The organism is Ruegeria intermedia, from assembly GCF_900129345.1.
Classification (GTDB): domain Bacteria; phylum Pseudomonadota; class Alphaproteobacteria; order Rhodobacterales; family Rhodobacteraceae; genus Ruegeria; species Ruegeria intermedia.
The window spans coordinates 1-25,083 of sequence record NZ_FQVK01000032.1; the positions used below are offsets into that span (position 1 = coordinate 1).

Annotated in this window: 25 protein-coding genes and 3 pseudogenes; 15 read left to right on the forward strand and 13 right to left on the reverse strand. The window is 61.9% G+C overall.

Annotation, left to right across the window (positions count from 1 at the left end; all coding sequences use genetic code 11):
* The first annotated feature begins 128 nt into the window (after positions 1–128).
* The 6 genes and pseudogenes from F3H26_RS20070 (at position 129) to F3H26_RS17280 (ending at position 3,382) form a co-directional block, all read left to right on the forward strand.
* The gene (locus F3H26_RS20070; RefSeq protein ID WP_188127804.1) at positions 129–464 is read left to right on the forward strand and encodes a VanZ family protein; all 336 of its coding nucleotides are present in this window, start codon (positions 129–131) and stop codon (positions 462–464) included.
* Positions 465–496: 32 nt separating this feature from the next.
* On the forward strand, positions 497–883 hold the full coding sequence (locus F3H26_RS17265) for a transposase (RefSeq protein ID WP_223162555.1): 387 nt from the start codon (positions 497–499) through the stop codon (positions 881–883).
* Positions 880–1,227, forward strand: a complete 348-nt coding sequence (gene tnpB, locus F3H26_RS17270; RefSeq protein ID WP_149777227.1) for an IS66 family insertion sequence element accessory protein TnpB — start codon at positions 880–882, stop codon at positions 1,225–1,227. The genes F3H26_RS17265 and tnpB overlap by 4 nt, the downstream gene beginning before the upstream one ends.
* 47 nt (positions 1,228–1,274) lie before the next feature.
* A pseudogene (locus F3H26_RS20115) lies at positions 1,275–1,601 on the forward strand (transposase domain-containing protein); the annotation flags it as partial.
* A gap of 15 nt (positions 1,602–1,616) precedes the next feature.
* Positions 1,617–2,931, forward strand: a pseudogene (gene tnpC, locus F3H26_RS17275) (IS66 family transposase); the annotation flags it as partial.
* Positions 2,932–2,971: 40 nt separating this feature from the next.
* Positions 2,972–3,382: a UPF0149 family protein gene (locus F3H26_RS17280; protein WP_149777228.1), complete on the forward strand. Its 411-nt coding sequence runs from the start codon at positions 2,972–2,974 to the stop codon at positions 3,380–3,382.
* A 152-nt stretch (positions 3,383–3,534) separates the two neighbouring features.
* Here F3H26_RS17280 and F3H26_RS17285 read toward each other — a convergent pair whose 3' ends face one another.
* The 6 genes and pseudogenes from F3H26_RS17285 to F3H26_RS17310 all read right to left on the reverse strand — a co-directional run.
* On the reverse strand, positions 3,535–4,266 hold the full coding sequence (locus F3H26_RS17285) for a metallophosphoesterase (protein ID WP_149777229.1): 732 nt from the start codon (positions 4,264–4,266) through the stop codon (positions 3,535–3,537).
* A 75-nt stretch (positions 4,267–4,341) separates the two neighbouring features.
* Positions 4,342–6,495, reverse strand: a complete 2,154-nt coding sequence (locus F3H26_RS17290) for a GumC family protein (RefSeq protein ID WP_223162556.1) — start codon at positions 6,493–6,495, stop codon at positions 4,342–4,344.
* A gap of 56 nt (positions 6,496–6,551) precedes the next feature.
* Positions 6,552–8,045 (reverse strand): polysaccharide biosynthesis/export family protein, encoded by a 1,494-nt coding sequence (locus F3H26_RS17295; protein ID WP_316635948.1) that lies wholly within the window; start codon positions 8,043–8,045, stop codon positions 6,552–6,554.
* Entirely contained in the window at positions 8,042–8,584 is a 543-nt protein-coding gene (gene nusG, locus F3H26_RS17300; RefSeq protein WP_149777230.1) for a transcription termination/antitermination protein NusG, read from the reverse strand. The genes F3H26_RS17295 and nusG overlap by 4 nt, the downstream gene beginning before the upstream one ends.
* A 103-nt stretch (positions 8,585–8,687) precedes the next feature.
* A complete protein-coding gene (locus F3H26_RS17305) occupies positions 8,688–9,848 on the reverse strand; it encodes a glycosyltransferase family 4 protein (RefSeq protein ID WP_149777231.1) in 1,161 nt (386 codons plus the stop codon).
* A 664-nt stretch (positions 9,849–10,512) separates the two neighbouring features.
* Positions 10,513–10,638, reverse strand: a pseudogene (locus F3H26_RS17310) (integrase core domain-containing protein); the annotation flags it as partial.
* 333 nt (positions 10,639–10,971) lie between these two features.
* On the opposite strand from F3H26_RS17310, the gene F3H26_RS17315 reads away from it, so the two are divergent.
* Positions 10,972–12,105 (forward strand): hypothetical protein, encoded by a 1,134-nt coding sequence (locus tag F3H26_RS17315; protein ID WP_149777232.1) that lies wholly within the window; start codon positions 10,972–10,974, stop codon positions 12,103–12,105.
* Between the two features lie 102 nt (positions 12,106–12,207).
* Here the strand turns inward: F3H26_RS17315 and F3H26_RS17320 are convergent, their stop codons facing one another.
* From F3H26_RS17320 to F3H26_RS17345, 6 genes are read right to left on the reverse strand one after another with little or no spacing between them, the layout of a single operon-like run.
* The gene (locus tag F3H26_RS17320; RefSeq protein ID WP_149777233.1) at positions 12,208–12,948 is read right to left on the reverse strand and encodes a TonB family protein; all 741 of its coding nucleotides are present in this window, start codon (positions 12,946–12,948) and stop codon (positions 12,208–12,210) included.
* Positions 12,945–13,340 (reverse strand): ExbD/TolR family protein, encoded by a 396-nt coding sequence (locus tag F3H26_RS17325; protein ID WP_188127806.1) that lies wholly within the window; start codon positions 13,338–13,340, stop codon positions 12,945–12,947. The genes F3H26_RS17320 and F3H26_RS17325 overlap by 4 nt, the downstream gene beginning before the upstream one ends.
* Positions 13,337–13,666, reverse strand: a complete 330-nt coding sequence (locus F3H26_RS17330) for a biopolymer transporter ExbD (protein ID WP_149777245.1) — start codon at positions 13,664–13,666, stop codon at positions 13,337–13,339. The genes F3H26_RS17325 and F3H26_RS17330 overlap by 4 nt, the downstream gene beginning before the upstream one ends.
* 31 nt (positions 13,667–13,697) lie before the next feature.
* Positions 13,698–14,363 carry a MotA/TolQ/ExbB proton channel family protein gene (locus F3H26_RS17335; RefSeq protein WP_149777234.1) on the reverse strand — a complete coding sequence of 222 codons (666 nt, stop codon included), beginning with the start codon at positions 14,361–14,363 and terminating at the stop codon, positions 13,698–13,700.
* 4 nt (positions 14,364–14,367) lie between these two features.
* Positions 14,368–14,814 (reverse strand): hypothetical protein, encoded by a 447-nt coding sequence (locus F3H26_RS17340; RefSeq protein WP_223162558.1) that lies wholly within the window; start codon positions 14,812–14,814, stop codon positions 14,368–14,370.
* Between the two features lie 23 nt (positions 14,815–14,837).
* Positions 14,838–16,811 carry a TonB-dependent receptor domain-containing protein gene (locus F3H26_RS17345; protein WP_223162559.1) on the reverse strand — a complete coding sequence of 658 codons (1,974 nt, stop codon included), beginning with the start codon at positions 16,809–16,811 and terminating at the stop codon, positions 14,838–14,840.
* A 299-nt stretch (positions 16,812–17,110) separates the two neighbouring features.
* On the opposite strand from F3H26_RS17345, the gene F3H26_RS17350 reads away from it, so the two are divergent.
* The 8 genes from F3H26_RS17350 to F3H26_RS17380 all read left to right on the forward strand — a co-directional run bounded on the left by F3H26_RS17350 (position 17,111) and on the right by F3H26_RS17380 (position 24,133).
* A complete protein-coding gene (locus tag F3H26_RS17350) occupies positions 17,111–18,163 on the forward strand; it encodes a hemin-degrading factor (RefSeq protein ID WP_149777236.1) in 1,053 nt (350 codons plus the stop codon).
* Positions 18,163–19,011: a heme/hemin ABC transporter substrate-binding protein gene (locus F3H26_RS17355; RefSeq protein WP_223162560.1), complete on the forward strand. Its 849-nt coding sequence runs from the start codon at positions 18,163–18,165 to the stop codon at positions 19,009–19,011. The genes F3H26_RS17350 and F3H26_RS17355 overlap by 1 nt, the downstream gene beginning before the upstream one ends.
* A complete protein-coding gene (locus tag F3H26_RS17360; protein ID WP_149777238.1) occupies positions 19,008–20,081 on the forward strand; it encodes a FecCD family ABC transporter permease in 1,074 nt (357 codons plus the stop codon). The genes F3H26_RS17355 and F3H26_RS17360 overlap by 4 nt, the downstream gene beginning before the upstream one ends.
* Positions 20,082–20,516, forward strand: coding sequence for an ATP-binding cassette domain-containing protein (locus F3H26_RS19940; RefSeq protein WP_316635956.1), 435 nt, complete (start codon positions 20,082–20,084; stop codon positions 20,514–20,516).
* Positions 20,471–20,887: an ATP-binding cassette domain-containing protein gene (locus F3H26_RS19945; protein ID WP_394349788.1), complete on the forward strand. Its 417-nt coding sequence runs from the start codon at positions 20,471–20,473 to the stop codon at positions 20,885–20,887. Before F3H26_RS19940 ends, F3H26_RS19945 begins: the two co-directional genes overlap by 46 nt.
* Before the next feature lie 393 nt (positions 20,888–21,280).
* Positions 21,281–22,012 carry a hypothetical protein gene (locus F3H26_RS17370; protein ID WP_149777239.1) on the forward strand — a complete coding sequence of 244 codons (732 nt, stop codon included), beginning with the start codon at positions 21,281–21,283 and terminating at the stop codon, positions 22,010–22,012.
* Positions 22,013–22,082: 70 nt separating this feature from the next.
* Positions 22,083–23,027, forward strand: a complete 945-nt coding sequence (locus tag F3H26_RS17375) for a hypothetical protein (protein ID WP_149777240.1) — start codon at positions 22,083–22,085, stop codon at positions 23,025–23,027.
* On the forward strand, positions 23,024–24,133 hold the full coding sequence (locus tag F3H26_RS17380; protein ID WP_149777241.1) for a hypothetical protein: 1,110 nt from the start codon (positions 23,024–23,026) through the stop codon (positions 24,131–24,133). Before F3H26_RS17375 ends, F3H26_RS17380 begins: the two co-directional genes overlap by 4 nt.
* A gap of 20 nt (positions 24,134–24,153) precedes the next feature.
* On the opposite strand, the gene F3H26_RS17385 is transcribed toward F3H26_RS17380, so the two are convergent.
* Complete coding sequence (locus F3H26_RS17385; protein WP_149777242.1) at positions 24,154–24,732, reverse strand: hypothetical protein; 579 nt, start codon at positions 24,730–24,732, stop codon at positions 24,154–24,156.
* Positions 24,733–25,083 lie beyond the last annotated feature (351 nt).

Below are 25,083 nucleotides of genomic sequence, written 5' to 3' on the forward strand. Positions count from 1 at the left end.
CTACCGCCCGCCCGCACCGACAAGCATCGTCCCGGTGGACCAGAGACCCTCGATGCACTAACAATCAAATTGGACCACCTAATAGGGGCAGACCACTGGCTCTCCCACTTACTGCCCTTCTTGCCATTGTGATTGGTGTCTTTGCTTTTTGGCCCGGTTCTGTACAGGGTTCAGGCTGGGGCATAGACAAGGTAAAACATATAGCAGCATTTGCCGCTCTTATTCTCCCGGTTGCGTTTCTGCGCCCTGGAAAACTGGTTTGGGTCGTTTTGTTTGCACTTTTCTATGGCGCTGCCATCGAACTCGTGCAGCCCTTTGTCGGTCGGTCCAGATCTTGGGGAGATTTTCTAGCCGACCTTGCTGGCATTGCCGTTGGGTTGTCGTTGGGTTTTGGAATGCGAGGGCGCTTTTTGGTAACCGCCCGATTTGGACCACCTGCCGCGCCGGATGATCAGATCTTATAAGACGTCGTTACTGACGTGGATAACGACGTCGTATGCGGCGAGGGCAGATTTTGCGACATGAGGTGATCGTTGGGGTCGAGCGGCGACGGTTTTGGCCGGATGAGATGAAGCTGTCGATTTTGCGGGAAGTTGGCGTGGGTGGCGCGACCGTGACCGACGTTGCGCGCCGTCATGATGTGACGCGGCAGCACATTTATCAGTGGCGGCGGCAATTGAAGGACAAGGGCCTCTGGCCGGAGCCTGAGGGCATGGCGTTTTTAGCACTCGACGCGCCAGACCTGCCCCTGACTTCCGAGCCGGAATCCGCGACCGGTGCGCCTGCCGAGATTGGTTTTGCAAACGGGCGTATTCTGCGCTGCCCGCCCGGTATGGCCGAGGCGGAGATCATACAATTGATCCGGCTGGTCGAGACGGCATGATCGGACCCGGCACGGGCGTCCGTGTGTATCTGGCCTGCGGAACGACGGACATGCGCAAAGGGATCGCTGGCCTGTCGGCCTTGGCGCAGGATGTTCTGCGGCAACGGCCTGCGAGTGGCGCAGTGTTTGCGTTCCGGGGGCGCAAGTGCGACCGGCTCAAGCTCTTATACTGGGATGGCCAGGGATTTTGCCTCTACTACAAGGTGCTGGAGAAAGGGCGCTTCCCTTGGCCATCGGCGAAGGATGGGAGTGCGCGCCTGACCTCTGCCCAATTGGCGATGCTTTGGGAGGGGATTGACTGGCGTCGTCCGGATTGGGGTGCGCCGCCTGCGCGGGTGGGGTAAATTACTGCGCTGATATCACTTGTTTTTATGGCGTGCTTCGGTGGATCATGGTAATCATCCGCATGTCCGAGAGCGCTCCAAAATTGTCTGACGATCCCGCCGTTTTGAGGGCCATCATCGCCTCCCTGGAGGCGGAGAATGCCAAGCTCTCGGCCACTTTGCGCGCCCATGATCTGCTGGTTCAGACCCTGCGCACGCGGATCGCGAAGCTGCAGAAACAGGCCTTTGGCAAGAGCTCCGAAAAGATCGAACGCGAGATTGAACAGTTGGAACTGGCGCTCGAAGACCTGCAGGTGGCCATGGCCGAGGCCGATGAATCTGCGGGGTCGGATGACGATGCCGAGGAAGACATCGCCACATCAAGCGAAGCTGCCCCGGACGATAAGCTGCCGCGCCGCCGCCCGCGCATCTCGAAAGATGCACCGCGCGAGCGCAGGGAACTTGATCCAGGTGATCACTGTCCGGATTGCGGCGGCGACTTGCGCGTCCTGGGCGAAGATGTCAGCGAGCTGATCGATATGATTGCGGCGCAGCTCAAGGTGATTGAGATCGCCCGCATCAAGAAATCCTGCCGCCGTTGTGAAAAGATCGTTCAGGAGCCGGCTCCCAGCCGCCCGATCCCGCGCTCCATGGCCGGTCCTGGCCTCCTGGCTTACATCCTGACGTCCAAGTTCGACGATCATGTCCCACTTTATCGCCAGCATGAGATTTTTGAACGCATGGGCGCGGACATTCCCGACACCACGCTGGTGGATTGGTGCGGGGCGGCGATGCGGACCTTGGCCCCCCTGATCGAGCGCATTGAAGCCGACGTGATGGCCTGCGACATCCTGCACGCTGACGATACCCCGATCCGGGTTCTGGATCGTTCTGCTAAATCAAAAGGCTTGGGAAAGGGCGTCAAACAGGGCCGCATCTGGACTTATGTGCGCGATCAACGGCCATGGGCTGGGCAAGCGCCGCCGGGCGCGGTCTACTACTTCTCACCGGACAGAAAGGGCGAACATCCCCGCAAGCATCTGAAAAACAGCGCCGGTGTCCTGCAGGCCGATGCGTACACCGGATTCAAAGCTCTCTATGAGACACGACCCGATGGCAACGCCCAATTCCGTGAAGCCGCCTGTTGGGCGCATCTCCGGCGGGACTTCCATGACATCTGGACTGGAACCAAGTCCGAGATCGCTAAAGAAGCGCTGGATCGCATTGGCCAGCTTTACGATATCGAGCGCGACATCAAAGGCCTGCCTGCCGACGAGCGGTATGCTGTCCGGCAACAACAAACCAAACCAAAGGTGGAGGCCTTCCACGCCTGGGCCGAAGCTCAACTGACGCGCATCCCAGGCAAAGGAGATCTGGCCAAGGCTTTCCGCTATGGACTATCCCGTTGGTCCTCCTTCACCCTGTTTTTTGGATGATGGCCGCGTGGCCATCGACAATAACGCAGCCGAACGCGGCATGCGCCCCATTGGCGTCGGTCGCCGCAACTGGCTCTTTGCCGGATCAGACACCGGCGGCGAAACCCTCGCCCGCGCAATGACCGTCATCGAAACCGCCAAAATGAACGGCATCGACCCGCAAGCCTACCTGACGGACATCCTCAGCCGTATCCACTACAACACCGTCAGGCCGCACAGCGCTCTGGGCTACCGCCCGCCCGCGCCGGCAAGCATCGTCACGGTGGACCAGAGACCCACGATGCACTAACAATCAAATTGGACCACCTAATAGGGGCAGACCACGCGGTATGGAACTGCAGCACGAAGCTTGGGCCGAACTCATGGATGATGAAGAGGAAGCTGGCGCTTTAGTGCCGATCATGGCGTTGGCATACGAGCATCACGAAGATCCGAAAATGCGTCCTTTTGACGGGCCTATCAGCGAGGGCAAAAGAAAAAGGCTTCTGATCAGGGCTGTTGCTGGTGTTATGCGTCTGCATCACTATTTCGTCCGTCGGCGCGAGTATCGTGCGCCTTCAGCTGAACCATTCGTACGCTCAAGCGGCAAAACCAAACGTAACGATCCATGCCCATGCGGATCCGGAAAGAAATTCAAGCAGTGCTGTGGGCGTGGACCCACGATTCACTGTGGCGTTTGGACAAAGCGTGTGGACTTGGATCACGGATCTAAACCTGATCGTCCTTTGACCTCACCCTGAACATTTTGTCAAAGCCGAAGCCCCTGTCAGGTTCCTAGCGGGGGTTTCATTCTGATAGTGTCTGACAATGGCCCTCTCGGCCTGTGACCCGGAATGAAAGCGGCGTTGTTTTGCGCGGTTTCAGGGCCATGGTAAGAAGCTTGGTTGCGCGCTTAACGGACAACACGAAAACCCACCTCGCCTTCCGCAATGTGCGCAATACAAAGTCGTCCGGTGGCATAGGCGCCGATATCGACCGAAATTACCCCATTCTCCGCACCGGGCGCATCTACGATGGTATGCCCATGCGCGATCCAGAGACCATCCTGGCGTAGCTCTTTTCCGAATCCAGGATGCCCCCAGACCAAAGTATCCCGGAACTGATCTTCCAGTGAGACGCGCGGGTCGGCCCCGGCGTGTACGACAGCCACATTTCCGTTGCGATGGCAATAGGGCAGGGTGCGGAGCCAGAAGACCTGTTCAGCTCCCATTTTTTGGCGAAGGTTGTCGCGTATTGCCTCGAGTTCCAACCCGTTGCTGGTTTCTGTCACACTGGAAATCCCGTAGCTGGCCAGTGTTTGCAGCCCACCATAGCGTAGCCAACGCGGACCGTTGGTGATTGGGTCTTCCAGGAACGCCAGAAGCATCTCTTCGTGGTTGCCACGGATGCAAAAACAGTTGTCGCGATCGACGAGCATTTGAAGAACGCCGGCACTGTCCTCACCGCGGTCGATGTAGTCGCCAACAAAGAAGATGGGATATTCTGAGTCCAGCTGCGATAGGGCGGTTTCAAGAAGATCTGAGCGACCGTGAATGTCGCCAATCAGGTAGAACGGTGTTTCAGGTGCAACGGCCGAAAAAGTTGGTGGTCTTCGGCGTAGACTGGTAATCCAAGATCTCAGCATTTTTTGAAGCCCGATCTACTCAGAAGGGTTTGAGACCGTCTGCTCCTTCGTGTCTCCAAGTCGCTAAGGTACTGTTCAATTCGAATAGTATTTCCGACCATATTGTGCGTAGGCGCCGTACTGGCCGTCATAGCCATAACGTTTCATGCCTTTCGTATCGATCTGGCTAAGCACCAGACCAGAGGGGCGGAAATTCACGCTCTCCAGCATGCGTAAGCCTTCGGCAACCTGTGCCTGACTGGTCGAATCCCAGTGGACGGCGAATAGCAATGCATCAGCATGTTGGGCGATCGTGCGCGCATCGGGGACAACGAGCACCGGGGCTGTATCGATGAGGACTACGTCGTACGCGTCACGGGCTTCGTTGATCATTTTGGAGAACCGTTCCGAAGAGAACAGGTCAGCCACGTTGGCGTCAAACTTCTCTCCCAGCAGGACATCTGCGCCAATTTCGGGGATGCGCAGACTTGCATCCGAAAGGTTGGTATCTCCGGCCAAGACCGAGATCAGTCCGTGTTTGTAATCCTCTTTCGAGAAATACTCCGAAAATACCAATCGGCGAAGGTCACCTTCGATCAGCAGCACGCGCTTACCCAAACCGGCAAAGCTTTGAGCCAATGCAAGTGTCAGCGTGGTCTTGCCTTCGCCGGGAATTGATGAGGTGAGCATGATCACCTGCGGCGGCTGATCCACGTTCGACAGCATGACCGACGTGCGAAGATTACGAATTGCTTCTGCGGCAGCCGAAGTGGGTTTCTCATGCAGGTAGCGGATGGCGTCCTTGCGTTGCTTCACGGGCATGCGAGGAATCTGACCCATAACCGTGATGCCAGTCGACTGCTCGAGCTGCTGAGGGGTTCGGAAGCTGTTGTTGAGAAATTCGCGTAGCAGAACCAAGCCAGCACCGAGCATGAGGCCAAGAATACCTGCAAGCGCAACGATTCTTGTTTTCTTGGGCGCTGACGGAATGGTCGGCAATACGGCTTTCGACAGAACCCGGCTGTCAGCCTGCTGGATGCCCTGCTGCACCGAGGTCTCCTTCAATCGACCGAGGAAGTATTCGTAGATCGACCGCGCCGCCTCAGCCTCACGGGTCAGCTGCTGCAGGGTCACCAAATCTTTCGACTGTCGGTCTATCTGGGCCTCGATGTTGATCAGGGATTGGTTCAGTCCCTGTACCTGGTTTTGCGCGCGCGCAAATGTGCTGGCCTCGGCTTGAATTATCTGCTTGGCCAGCTTGTCGAACGCTGCTTCCTCCATGGTGCCAGCCTCGACGCGGGCCAGCGCCTGGATCAGGGCAGGGTTGCCAGAGGCCTGGGCCAGGCTTTGCCGGTCGCTCACAGCCTCGGCTGCTTCCATGGCTTCGATCCGCGCCGCACTTTCGGCTGCCCTCTCAGAAGTGGATTTCAGCCGCTCACGAGTGTCCTTGGCTTGCCGGTTCAAAGCCTCCAACACCTCGGGGCTGATCAGTTCCGTCTGGGAATTGAACTCCTTGACCCTGGCTTCTGCTTCTTCCAGTTCGACCTGCAAAGTTGCTACCCGATCCGACAGCCACTTGGTAGCACGCTGGGTCGCTTCGAATTTCACGTCGAGCTGGTTCAGGATGTAGAGTTCCGCCAACGTGTCGGCGAACAACTTTGACTTCGCTGGATCCTCGGTCGTCGCCTCGATCTCGAAGACATAGGTGTTGCGGATGTTTGAGATCGAAAAAGCTTCGAGAACGTTGGTCGTAACTTCTTCGGTGACTTGCTCTGGAGATTTGGATTCTGCGGAATCGCTAGGATGGATCAATTTACGTAGCAGAGCCAGGGGAGCAAAGCTGCTATCCTCGCGCAGGTCCGGATTGAATTCTGGATCGTTGACAAGATCCAGTTCGAGCACCAGCTTTTTTGCTAGTTCGCGGGATTTCAGGACTTCGACTTCAGTATTGATGCTGGTTTGGTCACCGGATAGACCCGACACCACGCTTTCGAAATCCACAACCTGGCTCTGGCGGTTTTCCAGCGTCACATGGGCAGTCGTCGAATAAAGCGGAACCGCGACGAAAAATGCCCAGTAGCCGGCAAGCGCTACTGCCACTGCCATGCAGGCTGCAATCCACCATTTGCCACGCCACAGCGTACGGAAGAGTTCCACGAGATCGAATTCGTCATCGTCGATCTGCGACCCTCCCGTGGGCTGCAGGTCGGGCAGGGTGCTCTTGCGCTGGATCGGATCGATGTTGTTCACGCTCAGGTTCCTGTTCTTCAGTTCAGGCTGGTTCCGCTTTCAAACAAAGAGGACCGTCAATTCACGGCACTTGCGACCGAAGATGTAACCAGGTTCGGTGCAAGTTGGGTTAGCACCCGGTTCCACTTGGTGATCGGTTGTTCGGCCACGAAGATGATATCGTTGGGACGAAGCTCCATTCGTGTTGCGAGCACGAAATTTGCGGCGTTCGTCGCATCAAGGTTCCATGCGGTGACACCTGCACCTGCATGTGGTCCGTCGCTCCTTAGGATGTAGATCTGGCGCGGGTTTCCGGTTCTGGATGCAAAGCCGCTGCTGCCGCCGAACAGCGCGTCTGCAAGGACGGCCTTTCGCTCAAAGGGTAGAGGGTAGCGAGCTTGTTTGAAGACTTCCCCGACCAGATAGACAAAGTCCCGATCGACAGCATCCACAGCCAGTCGCTGGGCGAAGCTTTCACGTTGCTCTTCGAGTGCGGCGCGGCGCAGCTCGATTTCGAACTCCAATTCCTCCAGCGCGGTCTTGCGTGTGGCTTGCCGCAAGTTCGAAAGTTGGATCTGCTGGGCGAAGTATTCCGATGCCTTTTCCAGCTCGAAATCGGTATCGACAAACACGCTGTCGCCGTCTTGCAGAACGAGGTTTTGCAGTGAACCCTTCTTCAAGTATTCGCCTACTGGGATCTGGTAAAGCTTGCCATCCCTGTAAATCCGTACCGAAGCATAGTCACGATCAGTGAGATTAAACCCTCCAGCAGCATTGATTGCCTGGTTCAGCCGAAGTGGCGTCAGGGTCAGGGGGACCACGGTCGCATTCTTGACCGCACCGCCAATTGTCACGCGCTGCGAGTTGAACTCCGCAATCTCAAGGCTGAAGGCTGGGTTGACACCAGCAGCAACCAGCTTGTCGAAAACAGCGCTTTCGGCTTCCTCAAGCGTCCTTCCGGCCACCACAACCCGGCCAATATCTGGAATGGAGATGGTGCCGTCATCCTGCACTGTGTAGCCTTGACGGCGGTTCTCAGCCGCCAGCAGACCGCTCAGTTGCTCGACAGAGGTAGTCGCACTCGGAGTGGCCAGTAGAAGCTTGTCTCCAACCCCAATCTTATAAGGCTGGCGCGGCACCTCTGGAGGTATACGAGTTTCCAGGCTGTTGGGACGCCTCTCGGGCAAGAAAGCAGGCTCTATTTGCGCCTGCTCTACCCTCGGTCCGCGAACGGAACCGGTTGTGGCAAAGAATGCCGCCGGCAGCTTTCGGGGCACGTAAGTTGACCGGTTTGCGGTTTGCACGGTTTCGGCCGTAACGGGGACCACCCGAACAGATGCAACGGTTTCGGTCTCGCCTTCCGAAATCGTCGACGAGTGATAGACGACGCCACAACTGGCCAACAACAGGACGCCTACCAGCGGCAGCATTTTCTTCATCATCTTCATCATCTTTGCCTGCAGACGGTCTTTTTTTGAGCGTCCTAATTCGTTCGGAATTTCGATACAAGTTGCGAAACGCCGCGGTACCTTGCGGTGTTGTTTTTTGCTGGGTGTTCCGAACCAGATCATGAAAGGACAAGGCTGCTTTTGTCTGCAGAGACGCGGGTTTCGCGCCCCATCAGGTCCAGCAGCAGCCATATTCTGTTCTTTGCTTCGACGGTTTCGACCTTGGCTGCGAAGCCGGCAAAAGGCCCGCGGATGAGCTGGACAGTGTCACCTGGTTCCAGTGTGCTTTCCGAAGGCGCGTCAATGCCCTCTGAAAACCGGATTCGCAAATTGGTGATCAATGCTGGTGGAACGATAGCGGGACGGTTCTGGGTGAAGCTGACCAGTCGCGAAACGCCGTAGGTGCTATTGATCTTGCGCCAGGGGCTCGAGTTGGGATTGACCTGAACAAATATGTAGCCGGGGAATAGCAGGCTCAACTTGTCCTTGAACCGACCACCTATGCGGCGGGTTTCGCGGATCTTCGGAGCAAAGACACGGAAACCCTGGTTCTCGAGATTGTGCTGTGCCCGCGCTTCCGTGTTGGGCTTGGTTTGCGCCAGGAGCCAGGTCTTTGACTGATCAGCGTCGTTGAACTGCCTGTGCGGGAAGATTTGTGTCATGGGGTATTCTCCCTCGTTCCTTGAATGGTCTGACGTGCTGCATCCGGAAAGAAGCTCTGGACGTCAGAACCTTGATCAGCTCAACTCTCTTTCGTCGTTTCTTTTATCCATTGGTTCTGTTGCGCCAATTGTTGAGCATCGGACCCGTGGTGTCCGAGCTCTGCTGGGTGGGTGAGGCATTTTGCAGAAGGCGCGAGCGCGGGCGCCTAACTCGAGCTCGCGCGGCCCTCAATCCAAGTTGGTATGTCCCGACGAATGCGCCGCCGAATAGGCACAATGCAACAAAGGACAGTACCGGTTCATTCCAGAATGTGACGCCGGCTGCTACTGGAGCTGCGATGAAAGGCAGCAAGACGCTGGTTGCCAATGGATTGGCGGTCGTGCGCTTGTCCCGGCCCAGGAAGAAGATTTCGAGCCCCCGCAAAACCAGCTGGTGGAAATGCAGGCGATCGGCAGTGTCGAAACTGACCCCTTTGCGGCGGCGGCGGTAAATCGCAAAGAGCGTGTCCGCCAAGGGCCAGAAGAACAGCAACAGCATAGCCCAAGCCGAGGTTTCAGGCGCTTCATGCAGAGTTACTATCGCTGTCCAGGTCAGCATGTAACCGATGATGTAGGCGCCGGCATCACCCAGAAAAATTCGGCCAAACGGATAATTGAACAAGAAAAATCCGGTGACCGAAAATGCCGTGATCATGCTCATGGTCACGATTTCTGATTGTCCAGTAAAAGTGGCAATGGCTGCAAGACCGACAGAGATCAGGAGACTTGTTCCGGATGCCAACCCATTAAGCCCGTCAATCAGGTTGAAGGCATGGCAATAACTGGCCACTACGAAAATGGTGACAAGTACAGCGACCGGGGTAAATTGGAAGATCCAGTCGAGCAGGAAGGAATCCGCAGTCGTAATCCAGATCTCCATCGCCCAGACAACAATCAGCGCAGACAGGAGAGTCGCACTGTAGCGAAGCTTGGTTGAGATGTGGCGGATGACGTCCTCGGCAAGGCCAGTCAAATACATCGGCAGTGCTGTCATTAGCAGGGTCATGAATATCTTCTGGCCCTGAAGAAAAGTAATCGCCGCACCAATCGTCATCCCGGCCATTACAGCCAATCCACCAATACGAGGTGTTGGAGCGACGTGCGATGCCTGTACAGCCGCGGTTTCATCGCTCGACCCTGTTAGGCGGATATGCTTGTTTTTTGTGAGAACTAGGATGGTGCAGACTAGGAAAGAAGCAAGAAATGATACCCAGTAGACAGCCATAGACAGCCGACTCCTCAATGTTAACCGAAACTCTTATGGTAGTGACGATAGATCAATGTGAGAGGTAAGGTAAATACGGTTTCCGCTGATTTTCTTGCTGGGTTCCTCTCTGCGTTACTCAGTTGCACAATTGGAACAGGCGGGCTCGGTGGGATACGGTATCTCATGAGAACCTGCCAGGGGCGAACAGCCAACTTAATATGGATGAAGTTTCCAACAGACTGTTTTAACATAAAGAAATATCAAATTTTGCATTCTGGACAAGTGCGAAAAAATTCTGAAAATCTCCGGAGCGTAACTTGACCTCCTGCGAGGAAAGGGGTTTATAAAGGTAATTTTGGACCGTTGGTTCGCGCCTTCGGTTCGAACGAGTGTCTAACGGAGTTGAACCGGGAAGCCTTGGTTCCAACAGTTTTCACAAATCTATCTAATCAACTATGGGTGGCGTGGTTCGCGTTGAGACCTATGTGTCTTCGCGCAGCGGATAACTGCCAGCTAGTTCAACGCTTTTGAGCAAGTCCCACGGCCCGGAGCAGCGTCCGTCGTCAGGCACCCGGAGACGCAAGCTCCCCGAGATCCAAAGCCTTTGGAAATTCTCCAGCCGGGTATTCCGAACAAGGGGAGCGGGTCTGGTCTGCCCCTATTAGGTGGTCCAATTTGATTGTTAGTGCATCGTGGGTCTCTGGTCCACCGTGACGATGCTTGCCGGCGCGGGCGGGCGGTAGCCCAGAGCGCTGTGCGGCCTGACGGTGTTGTAGTGGATACGCCATTGCTCAATCAGGATTTGCGACCGGTCAGGCCCTTGGGCTCTGACGCAGGATCAAGGGGCGTGATGCAGATCCGGTTCTCACCCGACCATCGCAATCGAACTTTGCCATTATTTGGTAGCGTCGCGTTCAACTGACGCAACTCTTGCTCAAGTTGTTCTCGCTCCGAATTTCTTGTTCATCTTCGCTCCTTGATGGCTTCGATGAACCAGAAATCCTCCGTTACTCAAACACCAAAATCTGTCCGATGGGTGCTGACGTCAGACACACCCGACCGGCGCTTCTGGGGCTGCAACCGGGCACGTCCGCAATCAAGGTGCATCTGAAGAAGGAAACCGCCCCCGCCCCGCGCCGAGGTGAGGCTGCCGGTACCTCAGACCTCGGCCGAGCGGGTCGAGCTGCACGTCCAGCAGACCCCCGCCGCCGGGGCCGCGCGGCTGACTCTGGTGTCGCCGGCCTTTTCCGGGCCGGTGGTGGTGGATTGGGACAGCGCCGAAGAGCTGAGCCAGAGCTGGCCCGAACTGATCGACAGCCTGACCCCCGAGATGCCAACCATCCCGCACCGGCTGGTCCTGCCCTGCGGCACCGACAACTGGTATCCGCGCCGGAACCGTCCCGGTCTGCTGGAGTTGCTTCAGCAGGAGGTGCCCGCGCCGTTGCCCGACTGGAACCTGCTGGCCAGCGAGCTGTCGAACCGACGCGAAGACCGCTATGCGGTCTCGAGCGACGGCGATCTGCCCGACGATCTGCCGGACGAGGGGCAGCGCCTGCTGGACCAGGCGACCGAACTGGCCGACGCAGATGTGCGGGCCCGGCTGGACGGGGGCGGAAGCCGCGACAACCATTCGCTGAAGTTCCTGACCTGGCTGTTCGCCAGATGTCCCGATTGGGTGGTTCCGGCCATGCTGGATGCGCTCGAGGCGGGGTACGGCCGGCATGTCTTCTTGGCAGATCACCGATCCCGCGCCCTTCTCTTGCAGGGAGTCGGGCGCACGGCCCGCGACGAACGGGACCAACGGCGCGCCTTCGATCACCTGTTCGGCCTGCCCGAAGACGGTTGGAACAAGAACCAGATGGCCTGCGCCGCCTTCCTGCTGTCACGCACCGACACCGCGCCCATGTTGCTGACGCGGGACGAGGTGGAACGTCTCGCCGCCATCGCCGAAGCCAAGGTGCACGAGGCCGTGGGCAATGATTTCACCGCGCGCTATTCCTATGGCCCCTACCTTCTGGTGGGTCTGCTGCGCTGGCGGTTGAAAGAGCCCTGGGCCCTGGTCGCCGGCCGCGACGAAACCGCCGACCGCCTGCTGGCGGCGACCCAGCGCCTGGCCGACGATCTGGCCGGAAGGGTGGACGGGAAACCGCATCTGGACCGCTATCTGACCGTGCTGAACGACGTCTGCAAAGAGCTGGAAGGCAAAGGCACCAACCCCAATCTGCTGGTCGATCTGGAAAGCTTCGCCCACAGCAGCGCGAAGGACGACGCCTGACGGTCTGGGGGCGCGCGATGGTCGCCGCCCCGCGCGGGCGAGAAGGCGCGACCCGGAAACCGGGCAAACTGCGATCAGAAGCCCGGTTCGTGCAAAGGGCGGCTATTTGCTGACGATTTCCACGGTATAGGCGCGCCGGGCCGAAGCTGGCGGCGGCGGGAAGGGCGCGGCGGCCCGGACCTGCGCCAGTGCGACCTGATCCAGCCGGGACGAGCCCGAGCTGCGGGCGACGCTGACCGACGCCAGCGCGCCGTTGTCGGCGATGCGAAAGGCCACCCGGACCGAGCCCCGGATGTTCACGCTTTTGCGCCGCGCCCGCACGATCCTGCGCTTGACCAGACCGGCATAGGTGCTGGCCTCGGCGTTTCCCTGCTCCTGCGCGGCGCGGTTCGTCCGTTTCGCCGAGGCCGCCCCCGTCGCCGCCTTGCCGGTGACGCTGCCCTTTTTGCGGCTGACCGCGGCATTGCCGCTCGGGGTGGGCGGTTTTGGGGGTCGGGCCTGCTGCGGCTGGGGTTTTTGCAGGGTCGGCGTATGGGCGTTCTGCCGCCGGGCCGGGGCCTGCGCCTGCACCCTGGTGGCCGGCTGCGCGCGCGCACGGTCGGCCGGGGCCTCGGGCGCGGTCCGAGCCGGGGCAACGGGTGAGTGCCGGGGGGCGGCGGGGGGCGGGGCCATGGTTCCGGCCGCATGATCCCGGAACGAGGACCCCAGCGACGCAGGGGCGACCGCGCCACCGCCTTCGATGAGAACCGCCTCGTCCGTGTCGAATTCGAATAGGGCGGCGGCGTGGGTCGCGGCGGCCAGCACGACCAGCGCGGCGGCCATGATGCGGGATTGCGGGATCATGGCAGGCCGCGCTCGGTCACGACGAAGACCCGGTTGGCGCCCAGGGCCCGCAGGGCGTCGCTGACCTGTTTCAACCGCACCGCCGGCAAGGCCCGGTCGGGCACCAGCCGCACGACGTCCAATGGCAGGTCGATGGAGGCGCGCTCGACATAGGCCGCCACATCCGTCAGCTCGGCCCCGCGATATTCCAGCACGCCGTCGGCGCGGATGACCAGCGCATCCGGGGGCTCGCGCCCTTCAAGATCCGCCGTCCGCACCAGGTGCACCGACTGGCTCAGGGGCGGCGCCAGCGTGCCCGCGATCATGAAGAAGACCAGCATCAGAAAGACCACGTTGATCAGGGCGATCGTCGGCTCGCGGCCGGGTTTCGTTTTCGGGATCAGCCGGATCATCCGATGACCTGCGTGCTGAGCCGGGACACGGGTTCAAGGGCTGTCAGCAAGTCGATCAACTGCTGCGCGGTCGCCCCGCTGCCCAGGCTGATCAAGGCCAGCTGATCGGTTCGGCCGTCGAACCGGGCGGCGACCGCGTCGGGCGCGACTTCGGTGCCGTCGATCAGGATGCGGTCGCGTTCCAGCTTGATGAACCGGATGGACCGCTGGGCCTGCGACCCGCCCGCCGCGGCGGTGGTCAGCTCGATCTCGGCATATTTCGAAAAGGTCGAGGTGAGCATGAAGAACAGCAGCAGCAGAAAGATAACGTCGATCAGCGATGTCATCGACAGGCGCCGGCGCCGAATTTTGCGGGTTTCAAGCGCCATGGGCCAGCGCCTCGGAGGACGGGATGGCCGGGCGTGGCGCGGCGGCGTGGCCGGGGGCAAACACCGTGCGCAGGGCGTGGTTGGCAAAGACCCGTTCGCGGGTCATCCGCGCCTCGAACCAGGTCAGGACCAGCGCAGTGGGCATGGCCACGGCCAGCCCCGCGGCGGTCGTCATCAACGCAACCCAGATGCCGCCGGCCAGCAGCGCCGGATCCACCGCGTTGCCGGCCTCTTGAAGGGTGCGGAAGGCCTCGATCATGCCCAGCACGGTGCCGAACAGCCCCAGCAGAGGCGCAAGCTGCGAGACCATGTCCAGCACGTTCAGCCCGCGTTCCAGCCCGGCAAAGCGCGCCTCGGCCTCGGCATCGGCGCGGTCCATCAGTTCCGGCCCGTGCCCCTCCAGCGCCATGGCGACCACCGGGGCCAAATAGCTGCGGCTTCGGTCCAGATGCGCGCGCGCGGTGGCCCGGTCGTTGCGGTCCCAGGCTTCGATGGCTTGCGACAGCTCGACATGCCGCCCGACCCCGGCGGCCTTGTACTGCCACAGCTTGTAGAGGATCAGCGCCATGGTCGCGACCGAGGTCGCGATCAGCACCGCCACGACCGGGCCGCCCAGGTCCAGAATTGCGGTCAGTCTTTGCAGAAACGCATCCATCGGGTCATCCAATCAATTCGGTCTCAAGGCGGCTGCGCAGCGTCAGGCCGGACAGGCAGGCATCGGCCAGATTGCCGGGATAGGCGCAGTCCTGCACCCCGTTGATCAGGATCCGGCTGATCTGATCGCAGGCCAGGCCGGCGAATTTGAACTGGCGCACGCGGGGCCGCCCGGCGGGCAGGTCCTGGAAATCCAGCAGCGTCAGCAGGGCCACTTCGCCTTGCGCGCCGAACAGCACCGTTTCATAGACGGCGGCGCCGATATCGGCGGGGAGGGCGTTTTCGACCACGAAGCTCAGCAGGCAGCCCTGATCCTGGTCAACGGCCGAGCTGAGCTCGATCGTGACGCCGCCCGCGCCCTGGGTGTCTTCGGCACTGGCCGACCCAGCCCCCGCGATGGGGGGCAGGGCCAGCAGGACCGCCCGAACAAGATTTTGCACAGCTTTTGTCATGACGGGTCCTCTCCCTTGTGGGTTCAGAAGGTCTTGGCCAGGGTCAGCTTGAAATTCCGGCCTGGCGAATTGCGGGTCGACAGGTTCGGCTGATAGGCCTTGTCAAAGATGTTCTCGATCCCGGCGCGCAGTTCGAACCCGGCCAGCGCGCCCTCTTGCGGCAGATAGGTCGCGCGCAGGGTGTTCACCCCGTACCCGCCCACCGGATCGCCCGAGGAATCGAGCCCCGACTTGGCGCCGAAGATCTCCCAGCTGACATCCAGGGTTTTGCCGAACCGCTTGCCCAGGGTGATCCGCGCCGAATCCGTGGGTTCGTTGCGCCACGGCGATCCGATGCCCGCCGCGCTGAATTCGGTGGCGCTGACGATGTTGGCGTTGAAATCGACGTAGAAGCCCGTGGCATGGGCATAGGAGGCCTCGATCTCGACACCCTCGGTTTCGACCTTGGACAGGGGTTGGGACGGGGTGCCCGACACGTACGAGGTGATGTCCCACAGATCGGTGCTGTAGAGATTGACCTTGGCGCGCACAACGTCTCCGGCGGCGAAGATGTCGCCGCGGTCATAGGAAATGCCGGCCTCCCAGGTGCGGGATTTCTCGGGCTGGGTCATGTACAGAGGCGTGCCCAGATCGTCGATGATCGGCAGGCTTTCGGTATAGGCCCCGCCCGCGAACACCGCGAAGCCGCTGGCGAATTCGTACCGGGCCGACAGGCCGCCCATCAGCGCGTCGTTGTCATAGCTGGCGTTGAAGGGCGCGGCCGCATCGCCGTTGCCCTTGATGTCCTGCGTTTCGTACCGCAGCGCGGGCGTCACGGTCAGCTGGTCGCCGAACTGGATGTCGTCGACGGCAAACAGCGCGACGCGGCGATCGGTGCCACCCGGCGCCGATGGGGCATCCAGCCGTTCGCGGTCGATGAATTCCACCCCGAACCGCAGATCATGCGACGCGGCCCCGGTCTGGAAATACGCGCTGTTCTTGATCGTCAGCTTGGTGGTCGCGTAATTGTGCGTGGCATCGGCCAGCGCCCGGATGCCGGGGAAGAAGGGCGTTCCCTCCAGGCTGGACGAACCGGGCACATAGCTGCTGTCGATGGCCTGCTCGGAATAGCTGAGATTGACGTCCAGATCGACCAGATCGTTACCGGCCGGCCGGTACTGATAGCGCAGAACGGCGATCCGGGTTTCTATGTCGCGGTCCACGTTGCCGAAGGCGTCCGCCGTCGTGCCGAAGGAATCATAGGGCACGTCGCGCTCTTCCGAGGTGGACTGGTTCCAGGACGCGGTGACCGAATGTTCAAGGTTGTCGCCAAAGCTGTATTTCCCCTTGGCCAACAGCGACGGCAGGGTAAAGGCGCTGTTGCCGATCGTGTCGCCGTTGCCGTCCTTCTGATCGCTTTGGTCGCGATAGGTGTAGTTGAACAGGAATTCGGTCTGCCGGTTGGGTTGCCACGCCAGGATCGACGACGAGGCAAAGCCGCTGCCGTTGGAATACCCCTCGAGCGTCTGGCGGAAGCGGAAGCCCGGCTCGCCGCCGGTAAAGTCGGACGCGTCCTTGGTTTCCAGCTGAACCACGCCGCCGACGACGCCCGAGCCGTATTCGAAGGACCCCACCGTGCCGCGGATGACCGAGACGCTTTTGTACAGCTGCGGATCGGTGAACAGCTGGTTGCCGATCCGGTACAGCTCTTCCGCGCCGGTGGTGGCGCCGTCGACCAGGATCAGAACCTTCTGGTCGGTGCCGAAGGTGCCGTTGGCCCCGTATCCGCGGATGTTGATGCCCGATCCTTGCGGGGTCGAGCCGTTCACCAGGGTGACGCCGGGAACCGAATCGATCAGCTCGGCCACCGTGTTGGCCTGACGGTCGTTGATCTCTTCCTGGTCGATATTCGTGACCGGAACCGCGGTGCCGGTCTGGATCTCGCGTTTGCTTTCGCCCAGTTCCAGGGTCCCGAGGAACCCGTCATCCTGTTCCTGCGCCCAAACCATGGACGCCATCAGACCAAGGCAAGAGGCCGTCCCAAGCAGGCCTGCAATATGAGTACGCGCACGCATTTCTGTCCCTTCGAAACAAGTGTGAGGACCGGAGATGCTTGCACTTCGCTGGCGCTGGTCAGTTTTTTTGCTGTTTTTTTGGAATCGCCTTTTCGCGGCGACTTGTGCTCGTTAATAAAGGTGACTAAAACAGTCAACATAATTTCGTGCCTGTAATTTCGGCACTGCCAGCAGGGCGCTGTTTGCGATCAGCGACCGGGCCAGCACCCCCTTGGAACCACGAAGAAGACGGGAAACCCGCTATGGAACAGGTGCTTATGGCTCCTCAGGATATTCGTGCTGCCTATGCGCAGAAGACAGGCCAGCGAGACCGCGATTTCGCGCAAACGCTGGGGTTGAGCGAGGGCCAGCTGGTCGCGGCCTTTGCCGGGCAGGGCGTGACGCGGCTGAACCCTGGCCTTGACGGGCTGTTCGGCCAGTTGGCCGGTTTGGGCGAGGTCATGGCGCTGACGCGTAACCCGTCCTGCGTGATTGAAAAGATCGGGCGATACGACAATTACCACGGCGGCCAGCATGCCGCGATGGTGCTGACCGAAGAGATCGACCTGCGCATGTTCCCCGCGCAATGGCACCATGTCTTTGCCGTCGAGCGGGAAACCGAGGCCGGTCTGCGCCGCTCGATCCAGGTGTTCGATGCGGCCGGGGACGCGGTTCACAAGATCATCCTGCGCGATGGCTCGGACCTGGGCCACTGGGACAGTTTGGTCCGGACACTGGCCGCCGAGGATCAAGGCCAGACGATGACGGTCGTGCCGCGCAAACCGGCCGAAGCGCCCAAGGCCAATGCCGACAAGGCCGACGCGCTGCGCCGCGAATGGGCAAAGATGACGGACACGCACCAGTTCCTGCGCCTGACCTCGAAGCTCAGGATGAACCGGCTGGGCGCCTATCGCATCGCGGGCGAACCGCTGGCCCGCGCGGTTGATCCCGCGGCGGTCACCGGCCTGTTCGAACAGGTGCGGGACCGGCAGATCGAGGTGATGATCTTCGTCGGCAACCGCGGCTGCATCGAGATCCACGGCGGCCCGGTGCAAAATCTTCAGCAGATGGGGCCGTGGTTCAACGTACTGGATCCGGGCTTCAACCTGCATCTGCGCAGCGATCACATCGCCGAGGTCTGGGCCGTCGACAAGCCGACCCAGCGCGGCCCGGCGATCTCGGTCGAGGCCTTCGATGCGGACGGCGCCCTGATCCTGCAGACCTTCGGGCGCCGCACCGGCAAGGCCGATCATCGCCCCGCCTGGGATGCGCTGGTGGCGGCGCTGCCCGGCCCGGCCGCTGCCGGAGCGGCATGATGCGGGGCCTGGTGACACTCTGCGCGGCTTTGTTGGTTTCGGCGGCGGCCGCGCAGGCCGAGAGCAAACGCGTGATCGCCATCGGCAGTTCGCTGACCGAGATCGTCCATGCCCTGGGCCAGCAGCACCGGCTGGTCGGCCGTGACCGCAGCTCGACCTGGCCGCCCGAGGCGGCGGATCTGCCCGATGTCGGGTATCGCCGGGCCCTGTCGCCCGAAGGCGTGCTGTCGGTTGCCCCCGACCTGATCCTTGCGCTCGAAGGGTCGGGCCCGCCCGAGACCATCGCTGTGCTTCAGGAGGCCGGCGTGGATTACGTCACCATTGCCGACGAGTTCTCGCGCGATGGCGTCATCGACAAGATCCGCGCCGTGGGGGCCGCGCTGGGGGTCGAGGCCGAGGCCGAAGCCCTGGCGGCCGAAACCGCGCGCCGGCTGGACCGGGCGCTGGCCCAGACGTCCGCGGCGCAGGATACGCCGGTGAACGTGCTGTTCCTGCTTTCGGCTCGGGGCGGCGAGTTTGTCGTCGGTGGGGCCGAGACCCAGGCCGACACCATCATTCGGATGGCCGGAGGCAAAAACGCGGCCGCCGATGTGACGGGTTTCAAGACGATGACGCCCGAAGCCATGGCCGCCACCGCGCCGGACGTGATCCTGATGATGGAGCGCCAAGGCGGGCCGATCCTCTCGGAGGAAGAGCTGTTCGCGCTGCCCGCGGTCCGGCTGACTCCGGCAGGGCGGAACCGGGCGCTGATCCGGATGCCCGGCGCCTATCTGCTGGGCTTCGGCCCGCGCACCGCCGACGCGGTCATGGATCTGTCGGCCGCATTGCGGAGCGTCCGGGGCTCATGACGCTGGCACTGGACAACGGCGCGCGCCCGTCCGCCGCGGCCCGCAGGTCGCGGGCGGCATGGGTGACCCTGGCCCTGGTCGGCCTTCTGGGCGTGACCAGCATGGCCAGCATCTCGGTCGGCGCGTCCGAGGCCTCGCTGAAGATGGCCGTGTCAGATCTGCTGCATGGCCGGGGCCTGTCGGATCTGAACCGGATCGTGCTGTGGGACATCCGCCTGCCGCGGCTGGCGATGGGCATCCTGGTCGGGGCGGCGCTGGCGGTGTCGGGCGTGGTGATGCAGGGGCTGTTCCGCAACCCGCTGGCGGATCCGGGCATCGTCGGCGTCAGCGCCGGGGCGGGGCTGGGCGCGATCACCGCCATCGTCTTCGGCAACCTTCTGCCCGCCGCCGTTCTGGCCTGGGTCGGCAGTGGCCTGGTCGCGGTTGCCGCCTTTCTGGGCGGCTGGGCGTCTGTCCTGATCCTCTATCGCGTTTCGACGCGTCAGGGGCAGACCTCGGTGGCCACGATGCTGCTGGCCGGCATCGCCCTGGCGGCCCTGTCGGGCGCGGTGTCGGGGGTCATGGTGTATGTCGCCGACGATCAGCAGCTGCGCGATCTGACCTTCTGGGGCATGGGGTCGCTGGCCGGCGCGACCTGGACCAAGGTCGCCACCGCCGCGCCCTTGATCCTGGCGTCGATCCTGTGCGCGCAGCGTCTGGCCCGCGCCCTGAACGGCCTGGCCATGGGCGAAGCGGTGGCGCATCACATCGGCATTCCGGTGCAACGCAGCAAGAACATCGCGATCCTGACGGTGGCCGCCGCCACCGGCGCGGCCGTGGCCGTGTCGGGCGGGATCGGGTTCATCGGCATCGTCGTGCCGCATCTGCTGCGGCTGGGCACCGGCCCCGATCACCACCGGCTGCTGGTGAATGCGGCCTTGCTGGGCGCCGCCCTGTTGCTGGCCGCCGACATGATCAGCCGGGTGATCGTGGCCCCGGCCGAGCTGCCGATCGGCATCGTCACGGCCATTCTGGGCGCGCCGGTGTTCTTCTGGATCCTGCTGCGCCGCCACGGATCGATGGGAATGTGAATGATGAAAGCTGAAAATGTCAGCGTCCGCATCGGGCGCAAGCAGATCCTGCGTGATGTGGATTTCCTGGCCGAACCCGGACAGGTGACCGCGATCATCGGGCCCAACGGCTCGGGCAAATCCACGCTGCTCGGGGCGCTGTCGGGCGACATCCCGTACACCGGCCGGATCACCTTGAACGGTCTCGACATCGCGGCCCTGCAGCCCTGGGAACTGGCGGAGATGCGGGGCGTTCTTCCGCAATCCTCGGCGGTCGCCCTTCCTTCACCGCGCTGGAAGTCGTACGGCTGGGCCTGCCCGGTGGCCTGGCCGACGGCGACGACACGCTGCCGTCGCGCGCGCTGGCGCATGTCGATCTTGCGGGGTTCGAGCCGCGCTCGTACCAGAACCTGTCCGGCGGCGAGCAGCAACGCGTGCAGCTTGCGCGCGTTCTGACCCAGGTCTGGAGCTCGGTGCGGCGCGACCGGCCGCGCTGGCTGTTGCTGGACGAACCCGTCGCCAGCCTAGACATCGCGCATCAGTTCACCGTTCTGCGCATCGCGCGCGAATTCGCCGATCAGGGCGGGGGCGTCGTGGTCGTGATGCATGACCTAAACCTGACCGCGTTGTTCGCCGACAAGGTCTGCGTTCTGTCGAACGGAGAGGTCTGGCGCACCGGGGCGGTTTCGGACGTCATGACCGACGAGGTGATGCGGCAGGTCTACGGCATCGATCTATCGGTCAGCACGCTGCCGGCAACCGACGTTCCGTTCATCCTGCCGCAGGCGCGGATGCCCTGGCGCCCCGGCCCGGACAGGCGGTGTTGAAGGCCTGGATGGTGGATCGTTCTTGCGCGCTGCCGACGGCCACCCCGGCGTTGGTCGCCTGCCTGAAACCGGCAAGCGGACCTGCGCAATGGAGTGTCGTGCCTTTCATGATGTGCGTGCGCATGTCAATCGGCTGTCCGCTCGACCTCCGTGTTGCGGTTCGGGCAGAGGCGTTCCTCCGTTGTCTGCAGGATTGCAGTCTTCGCCGCATCCATCGGCCCGCGTGGCCGGACTCCTGCGAGACATAGGCCTCGGCTTCGGCACTGTCATATTTTTTCATTCCGCTTCTTGGCCTGCGGCAAGTGCCCCGGTCCGCCGGCTGGCAGCGGTTTGCCGGTTGTGGTATGCTACCCGCGCAGCTGATTGCCGCGTGTGTTTCAGGTATTTGGTTTGATGTTCCGATTGATTTCACTCTTGCCGCTTTTGCTCGCCGCCCCCGTCCACGCCAGCGAGGACAACCCCGAGATCGCGATCGCACGTCCGGCCGAGGGCGTCGTGAACGACCATTTCGACGAAACGCCAAAGACATCCGGCGGTGTTCTGGTCGGGCTGCGGTTTGCTCCGTTGGGACAAGACCTGTTCGATCCTGCGAATGTGCGCATCACCCCTCCGCGGGAAGAGGACAGCCTCGTTTGTGTCAGCGGTGTCAGCAAGGACGGTCTGTACTGGAGCCGGACCCCCTATCGCACCGATGCGCCCGCCGCTTCGGCCCAGGTCCTGCAATTGCAGCCCTTTGCGCAGGCCAGATATGAAAGCCGTCTCAGGACCTATGGTTGGGGGGCGATGGCGATCGTCGCCTTCGAGAGCAAGGACCCGGACTGCTTTGCCTTCGACAATCGGTTTCTGCCAGAGATTCCGCCGAACAGCGATTCAAGGCGTCTGATCATCTACGTCAATTCAAATAGCCAGAAACTCGAGGCGACCCTCGAGACCGTCGACACCAGCCTGCAGGCCGAGTGCCAGGAACAGGACGACACGCGCGTCGCCTTCGACTACGCGTGCAGCTTCCGCCTGCCGGATCGCGCGGGGCAGGCGGATGCGACGCTTGTGCTGGAATTCGATGACGGGATGGGGGGATATGCCAATACCTTCACCATCCTGTTGCCCGAACCGGACGAGAGCTGAGATGACCGGGCAGATCAGGGCCGGATCGCGTTTGCCGGTTGAACGGGCACACAGCCGCAAGGGGGCGTGAATGGGTACCAAAGACATCAGCCGCGGCCGGTTCTTGTGGCTGGGAATCGCGGCGGCCATCCTGCTGATGACCACGGCGACCGTCTGGCTGCGGTTTTTCTTTCAGGCGCCGCCGGTCGTTTTCGTTTCGGTGCGGTCCAATCACATCGAATATCAGGTCAAACGGCCGGCGCTGGCACGTCTGGCCATCGTCGACGGAACCTGGGTGGGCCCGGAAACCGACTGCACGCGGGTCACGCTGTCGCGCGGTCGGGCCTACACCCTCCTGTTGATGCCCGCGGCCGGCGCCCAGGTCGAATATCTGAGCCTTCCGACCGACATCCTGATCACCGTGACGCCGAACGAGGGCGACGGCGTCAGGGTGCTCAACTCCAGCCTCGGGATGGGGTGCGACATCAAGGATACGGTCTCGGTCCTGATCGCGGAAGAAGACTTCGCCCGCAACCAGCCTTTCCCGGTCTTCGGCCCGGTCGAGATCGGCAGCGACACGTCCCGGACCGAACCGCCTCGCCACACGTTCCGGTGGCAACTGACGCCCGAGCGGATCGTCGAAACCATTCCCGTGCGGTTCGTACAGGGCGGTCAGGCGCGGCTGTTCGGCCGGCTCGACTGGCGCGGGCAGCTTTATCCTGTCATTGACGGTGACTTTCCCATTCCGCGGGGCAGCCGGATCGAATTCGCGTCTGACGATGTTTCCGGGTCGATCGTCCGGGCAGCCGATGAACCGATTTTCGACATCCAGTTCACCGTGGAAGCCACGGCGATGCGGGTGTTCAGGCCCGGCAAGACCCAGCAGCACGAGACCTTTGCCACCGGTCTCATGGCGCGGGCGTTTTCGGACCCGATCCTGTCGGTGATCTTTCTTGTTCTGGGCATTTCGGGGTTTCTGCTGAGCATCCTGTCCTATGTGCACGGCGTCTGGACAAACCGGGGAGACGACGCGTGAATGCTGTGATGGGTTGGATCGTGCTGGGGTGCCTGCTTGCCGCGGGCGGGCTGCATGCGGAAACCGTGCGGATCGAGGGCGGTTTCGGGCACCAGGGCAGCGGTTGGCTGTTCGGCTCGCGCAGGGATCAGTCGTGCTGGATCGCCTTGCCGTGGCATCTGGTGGAAGGGGCGTCGGAAAGCGGTCGGCGGTTCAGGTTCACCGATCAGGCGGGGCAGATCGGCGAAGCCGGCCCGGCGGTTCACGCAAGAACGATCCCGGGGTTCGAGGATGACCGCGACCTGGATGACCTGGCCCTTGCGCGCGTCACCGTCGGCCGACGCGACGGCGCGTGCGACTCCCGCCTGGGGCTACCGACCAGCCTGGCCTATGTCGAGGCGTTGCGCGGCAGTCCGTCGCTTGAATTCGTGTATGTGCTGCAAAGCCGTTTTTTCCGTCTGGACGTCGAGATGCTGAGCGGCAAGCTGGACGAGGCTCGGGGCGGACTCCTGATCATGCGCCCACGTAACCCGGCGGATTCGGAGCGGCTGCAAAAAGGGATCAGCGGCGGCATCGTGTTGTTGCGATGGAACAACCGCAGCCTGCCCGCGGCCATGGAACTGGCGCTGGCCGACGGACCCGATTCATCGTTCAAGGCCCTGCGCTTCGACCGGATCCGGGCGGCTTTCGAAGCCTTGGAACGTGCGGCGTCCTCAGAGGAACCGGTCAAGGACCGCGGCAGCTTGCAAGCCAGGTTCGTGGACGTCCGCGCAACCGTTCTGGAGCCGTCCTCCAGCCTTGAACAGTTGCTGGACGAGAAACCCGCGTGCTGGCGCGCGGCGGTGCAACCCGGTCAGAAAGCAGTGGAGCTGGTGATCTTGGTGGACGGTCGGGACGGGCGAATAGGTTCGATGACGCTGGACAGCCAGCCAGATTGCGGCGCGGCGACCAATGCCATCGTCGAGGGCCGCAAACCCGGCGGGGAATGGGCGTTGATCTCGACCAGTTGCGCGGTGGCGCCATCGCCCCGAGGCTGCCGGATCAACCGCGCGCTGCCCTACGAGCTGCGGCTGCGCATGGTGCCGCCCGGCGGCCATGTCGGGTTGTCGCGCGTCGTGCTGGAGTGACGGAAGGGCGGTCCGCCTCTTCAATCCAGCAGGTCTGCCGCCACGGGGTAGGTGCCTTGGTTTCCGCAATGAATGATCCCTTGCAGCGCCGCACCTTCCGCCAGGTCGGCCGACAAGCTGCAACCTGTGACTCCTCCGGGACCATAAACACGGCCTTTCCAGACGATGCCGGTGCCCAGCACCGCAACCGTGCCGCTGTAGTCGTCACTTGGTTGCGAGTTTTTTACCAATGGAAACCACTTGGCGGTGCCCGTGGCCAGGTCTCCCTCGGCGGCCTCGAAGATCAGGCCGGTCTGGATCGCGCCATAGAAGTTGTGGTTTGCGGATTCGGGGCTGACGCGGAACCGGATGCGAGGCAGCGAGGTGATGGTGATCCGAAGTGCCGCGCTGCGCAGGTCAACATTGTCCGACGCGAAAACCTGGCGCAAACAGGCCTTGCGGACTTCGATACTGGCAGTGGCGACGGCGTCTGCCATGTAACCGATCACCAGGTCCGGGTTGGGGTCGCTGCAGGCGTCCCGCCAGCTTTGCAGGGCCGCGGCGATGCTTGCGGCATTGGACTGGGCGGCAGCGGGCAACGGTGCCGTTGCCAGACCCAACAGGGCAGCGGCAAGAATTACTTTCTGCATCCAATGGCTCCAATCAATCGTGTCTTATATAGTGTCAGGGTGGCACCCTGATCGGTACGGGTCAAGCGCACAGCCGCCATGGCGCTGCGAGATTCATGATCCCACCAAGGGCGCCGTGTGACGCACGGCTGTCATCCCCAAGCAGGGCGGCCGGCTCAGGCAGCGGTCGAGACAGGGACGACCGGTCGGAGTGCGACAGACGACCTGCCCGGGCAAGCGCGGCGGCTATGAGAGATCGTTCAATAAGGGAAACCGGCTCCAAGCTTTTGTTGAACGATCACCGCAACTGAGGCGGAACTGTCCGACCCCGCAGAGCCGCGG

What these genes read in the sequence shown, in the direction of transcription:
- F3H26_RS17340 (WP_223162558.1), bottom strand. Translation starts at nt 14,814, where the DNA reads ATGACAAAAGCTGTGCAAAATCTTGTTCGGGCGGTCCTGCTGGCCCTG.
- F3H26_RS17330 (WP_149777245.1), bottom strand. Translation starts at nt 13,666, where the DNA reads ATGACATCGCTGATCGACGTTATCTTTCTGCTGCTGCTGTTCTTCATG.
- F3H26_RS17335 (WP_149777234.1), bottom strand. Translation starts at nt 14,363, where the DNA reads ATGGATGCGTTTCTGCAAAGACTGACCGCAATTCTGGACCTGGGCGGC.
- F3H26_RS17305 (WP_149777231.1), bottom strand. Translation starts at nt 9,848, where the DNA reads ATGGCTGTCTACTGGGTATCATTTCTTGCTTCTTTCCTAGTCTGCACC.
- F3H26_RS17355 (WP_223162560.1), top strand. Translation starts at nt 18,163, where the DNA reads ATGCGGGGCCTGGTGACACTCTGCGCGGCTTTGTTGGTTTCGGCGGCG.
- nusG (WP_149777230.1), bottom strand. Translation starts at nt 8,584, where the DNA reads ATGACACAAATCTTCCCGCACAGGCAGTTCAACGACGCTGATCAGTCA.
- tnpB (WP_149777227.1), top strand. Translation starts at nt 880, where the DNA reads ATGATCGGACCCGGCACGGGCGTCCGTGTGTATCTGGCCTGCGGAACG.
- F3H26_RS17285 (WP_149777229.1), bottom strand. Translation starts at nt 4,266, where the DNA reads ATGCTGAGATCTTGGATTACCAGTCTACGCCGAAGACCACCAACTTTT.
- F3H26_RS17350 (WP_149777236.1), top strand. Translation starts at nt 17,111, where the DNA reads ATGGAACAGGTGCTTATGGCTCCTCAGGATATTCGTGCTGCCTATGCG.
- F3H26_RS17320 (WP_149777233.1), bottom strand. Translation starts at nt 12,948, where the DNA reads ATGATCCCGCAATCCCGCATCATGGCCGCCGCGCTGGTCGTGCTGGCC.
- F3H26_RS17280 (WP_149777228.1), top strand. Translation starts at nt 2,972, where the DNA reads ATGGAACTGCAGCACGAAGCTTGGGCCGAACTCATGGATGATGAAGAG.
- F3H26_RS17375 (WP_149777240.1), top strand. Translation starts at nt 22,083, where the DNA reads ATGGGTACCAAAGACATCAGCCGCGGCCGGTTCTTGTGGCTGGGAATC.
- F3H26_RS17295 (WP_316635948.1), bottom strand. Translation starts at nt 8,045, where the DNA reads ATGATCTGGTTCGGAACACCCAGCAAAAAACAACACCGCAAGGTACCG.
- F3H26_RS17265 (WP_223162555.1), top strand. Translation starts at nt 497, where the DNA reads ATGCGGCGAGGGCAGATTTTGCGACATGAGGTGATCGTTGGGGTCGAG.
- F3H26_RS17370 (WP_149777239.1), top strand. Translation starts at nt 21,281, where the DNA reads ATGTTCCGATTGATTTCACTCTTGCCGCTTTTGCTCGCCGCCCCCGTC.
- F3H26_RS19940 (WP_316635956.1), top strand. Translation starts at nt 20,082, where the DNA reads ATGATGAAAGCTGAAAATGTCAGCGTCCGCATCGGGCGCAAGCAGATC.
- F3H26_RS17345 (WP_223162559.1), bottom strand. Translation starts at nt 16,811, where the DNA reads ATGGCGTCCATGGTTTGGGCGCAGGAACAGGATGACGGGTTCCTCGGG.
- F3H26_RS17360 (WP_149777238.1), top strand. Translation starts at nt 19,008, where the DNA reads ATGACGCTGGCACTGGACAACGGCGCGCGCCCGTCCGCCGCGGCCCGC.
- F3H26_RS17325 (WP_188127806.1), bottom strand. Translation starts at nt 13,340, where the DNA reads ATGATCCGGCTGATCCCGAAAACGAAACCCGGCCGCGAGCCGACGATC.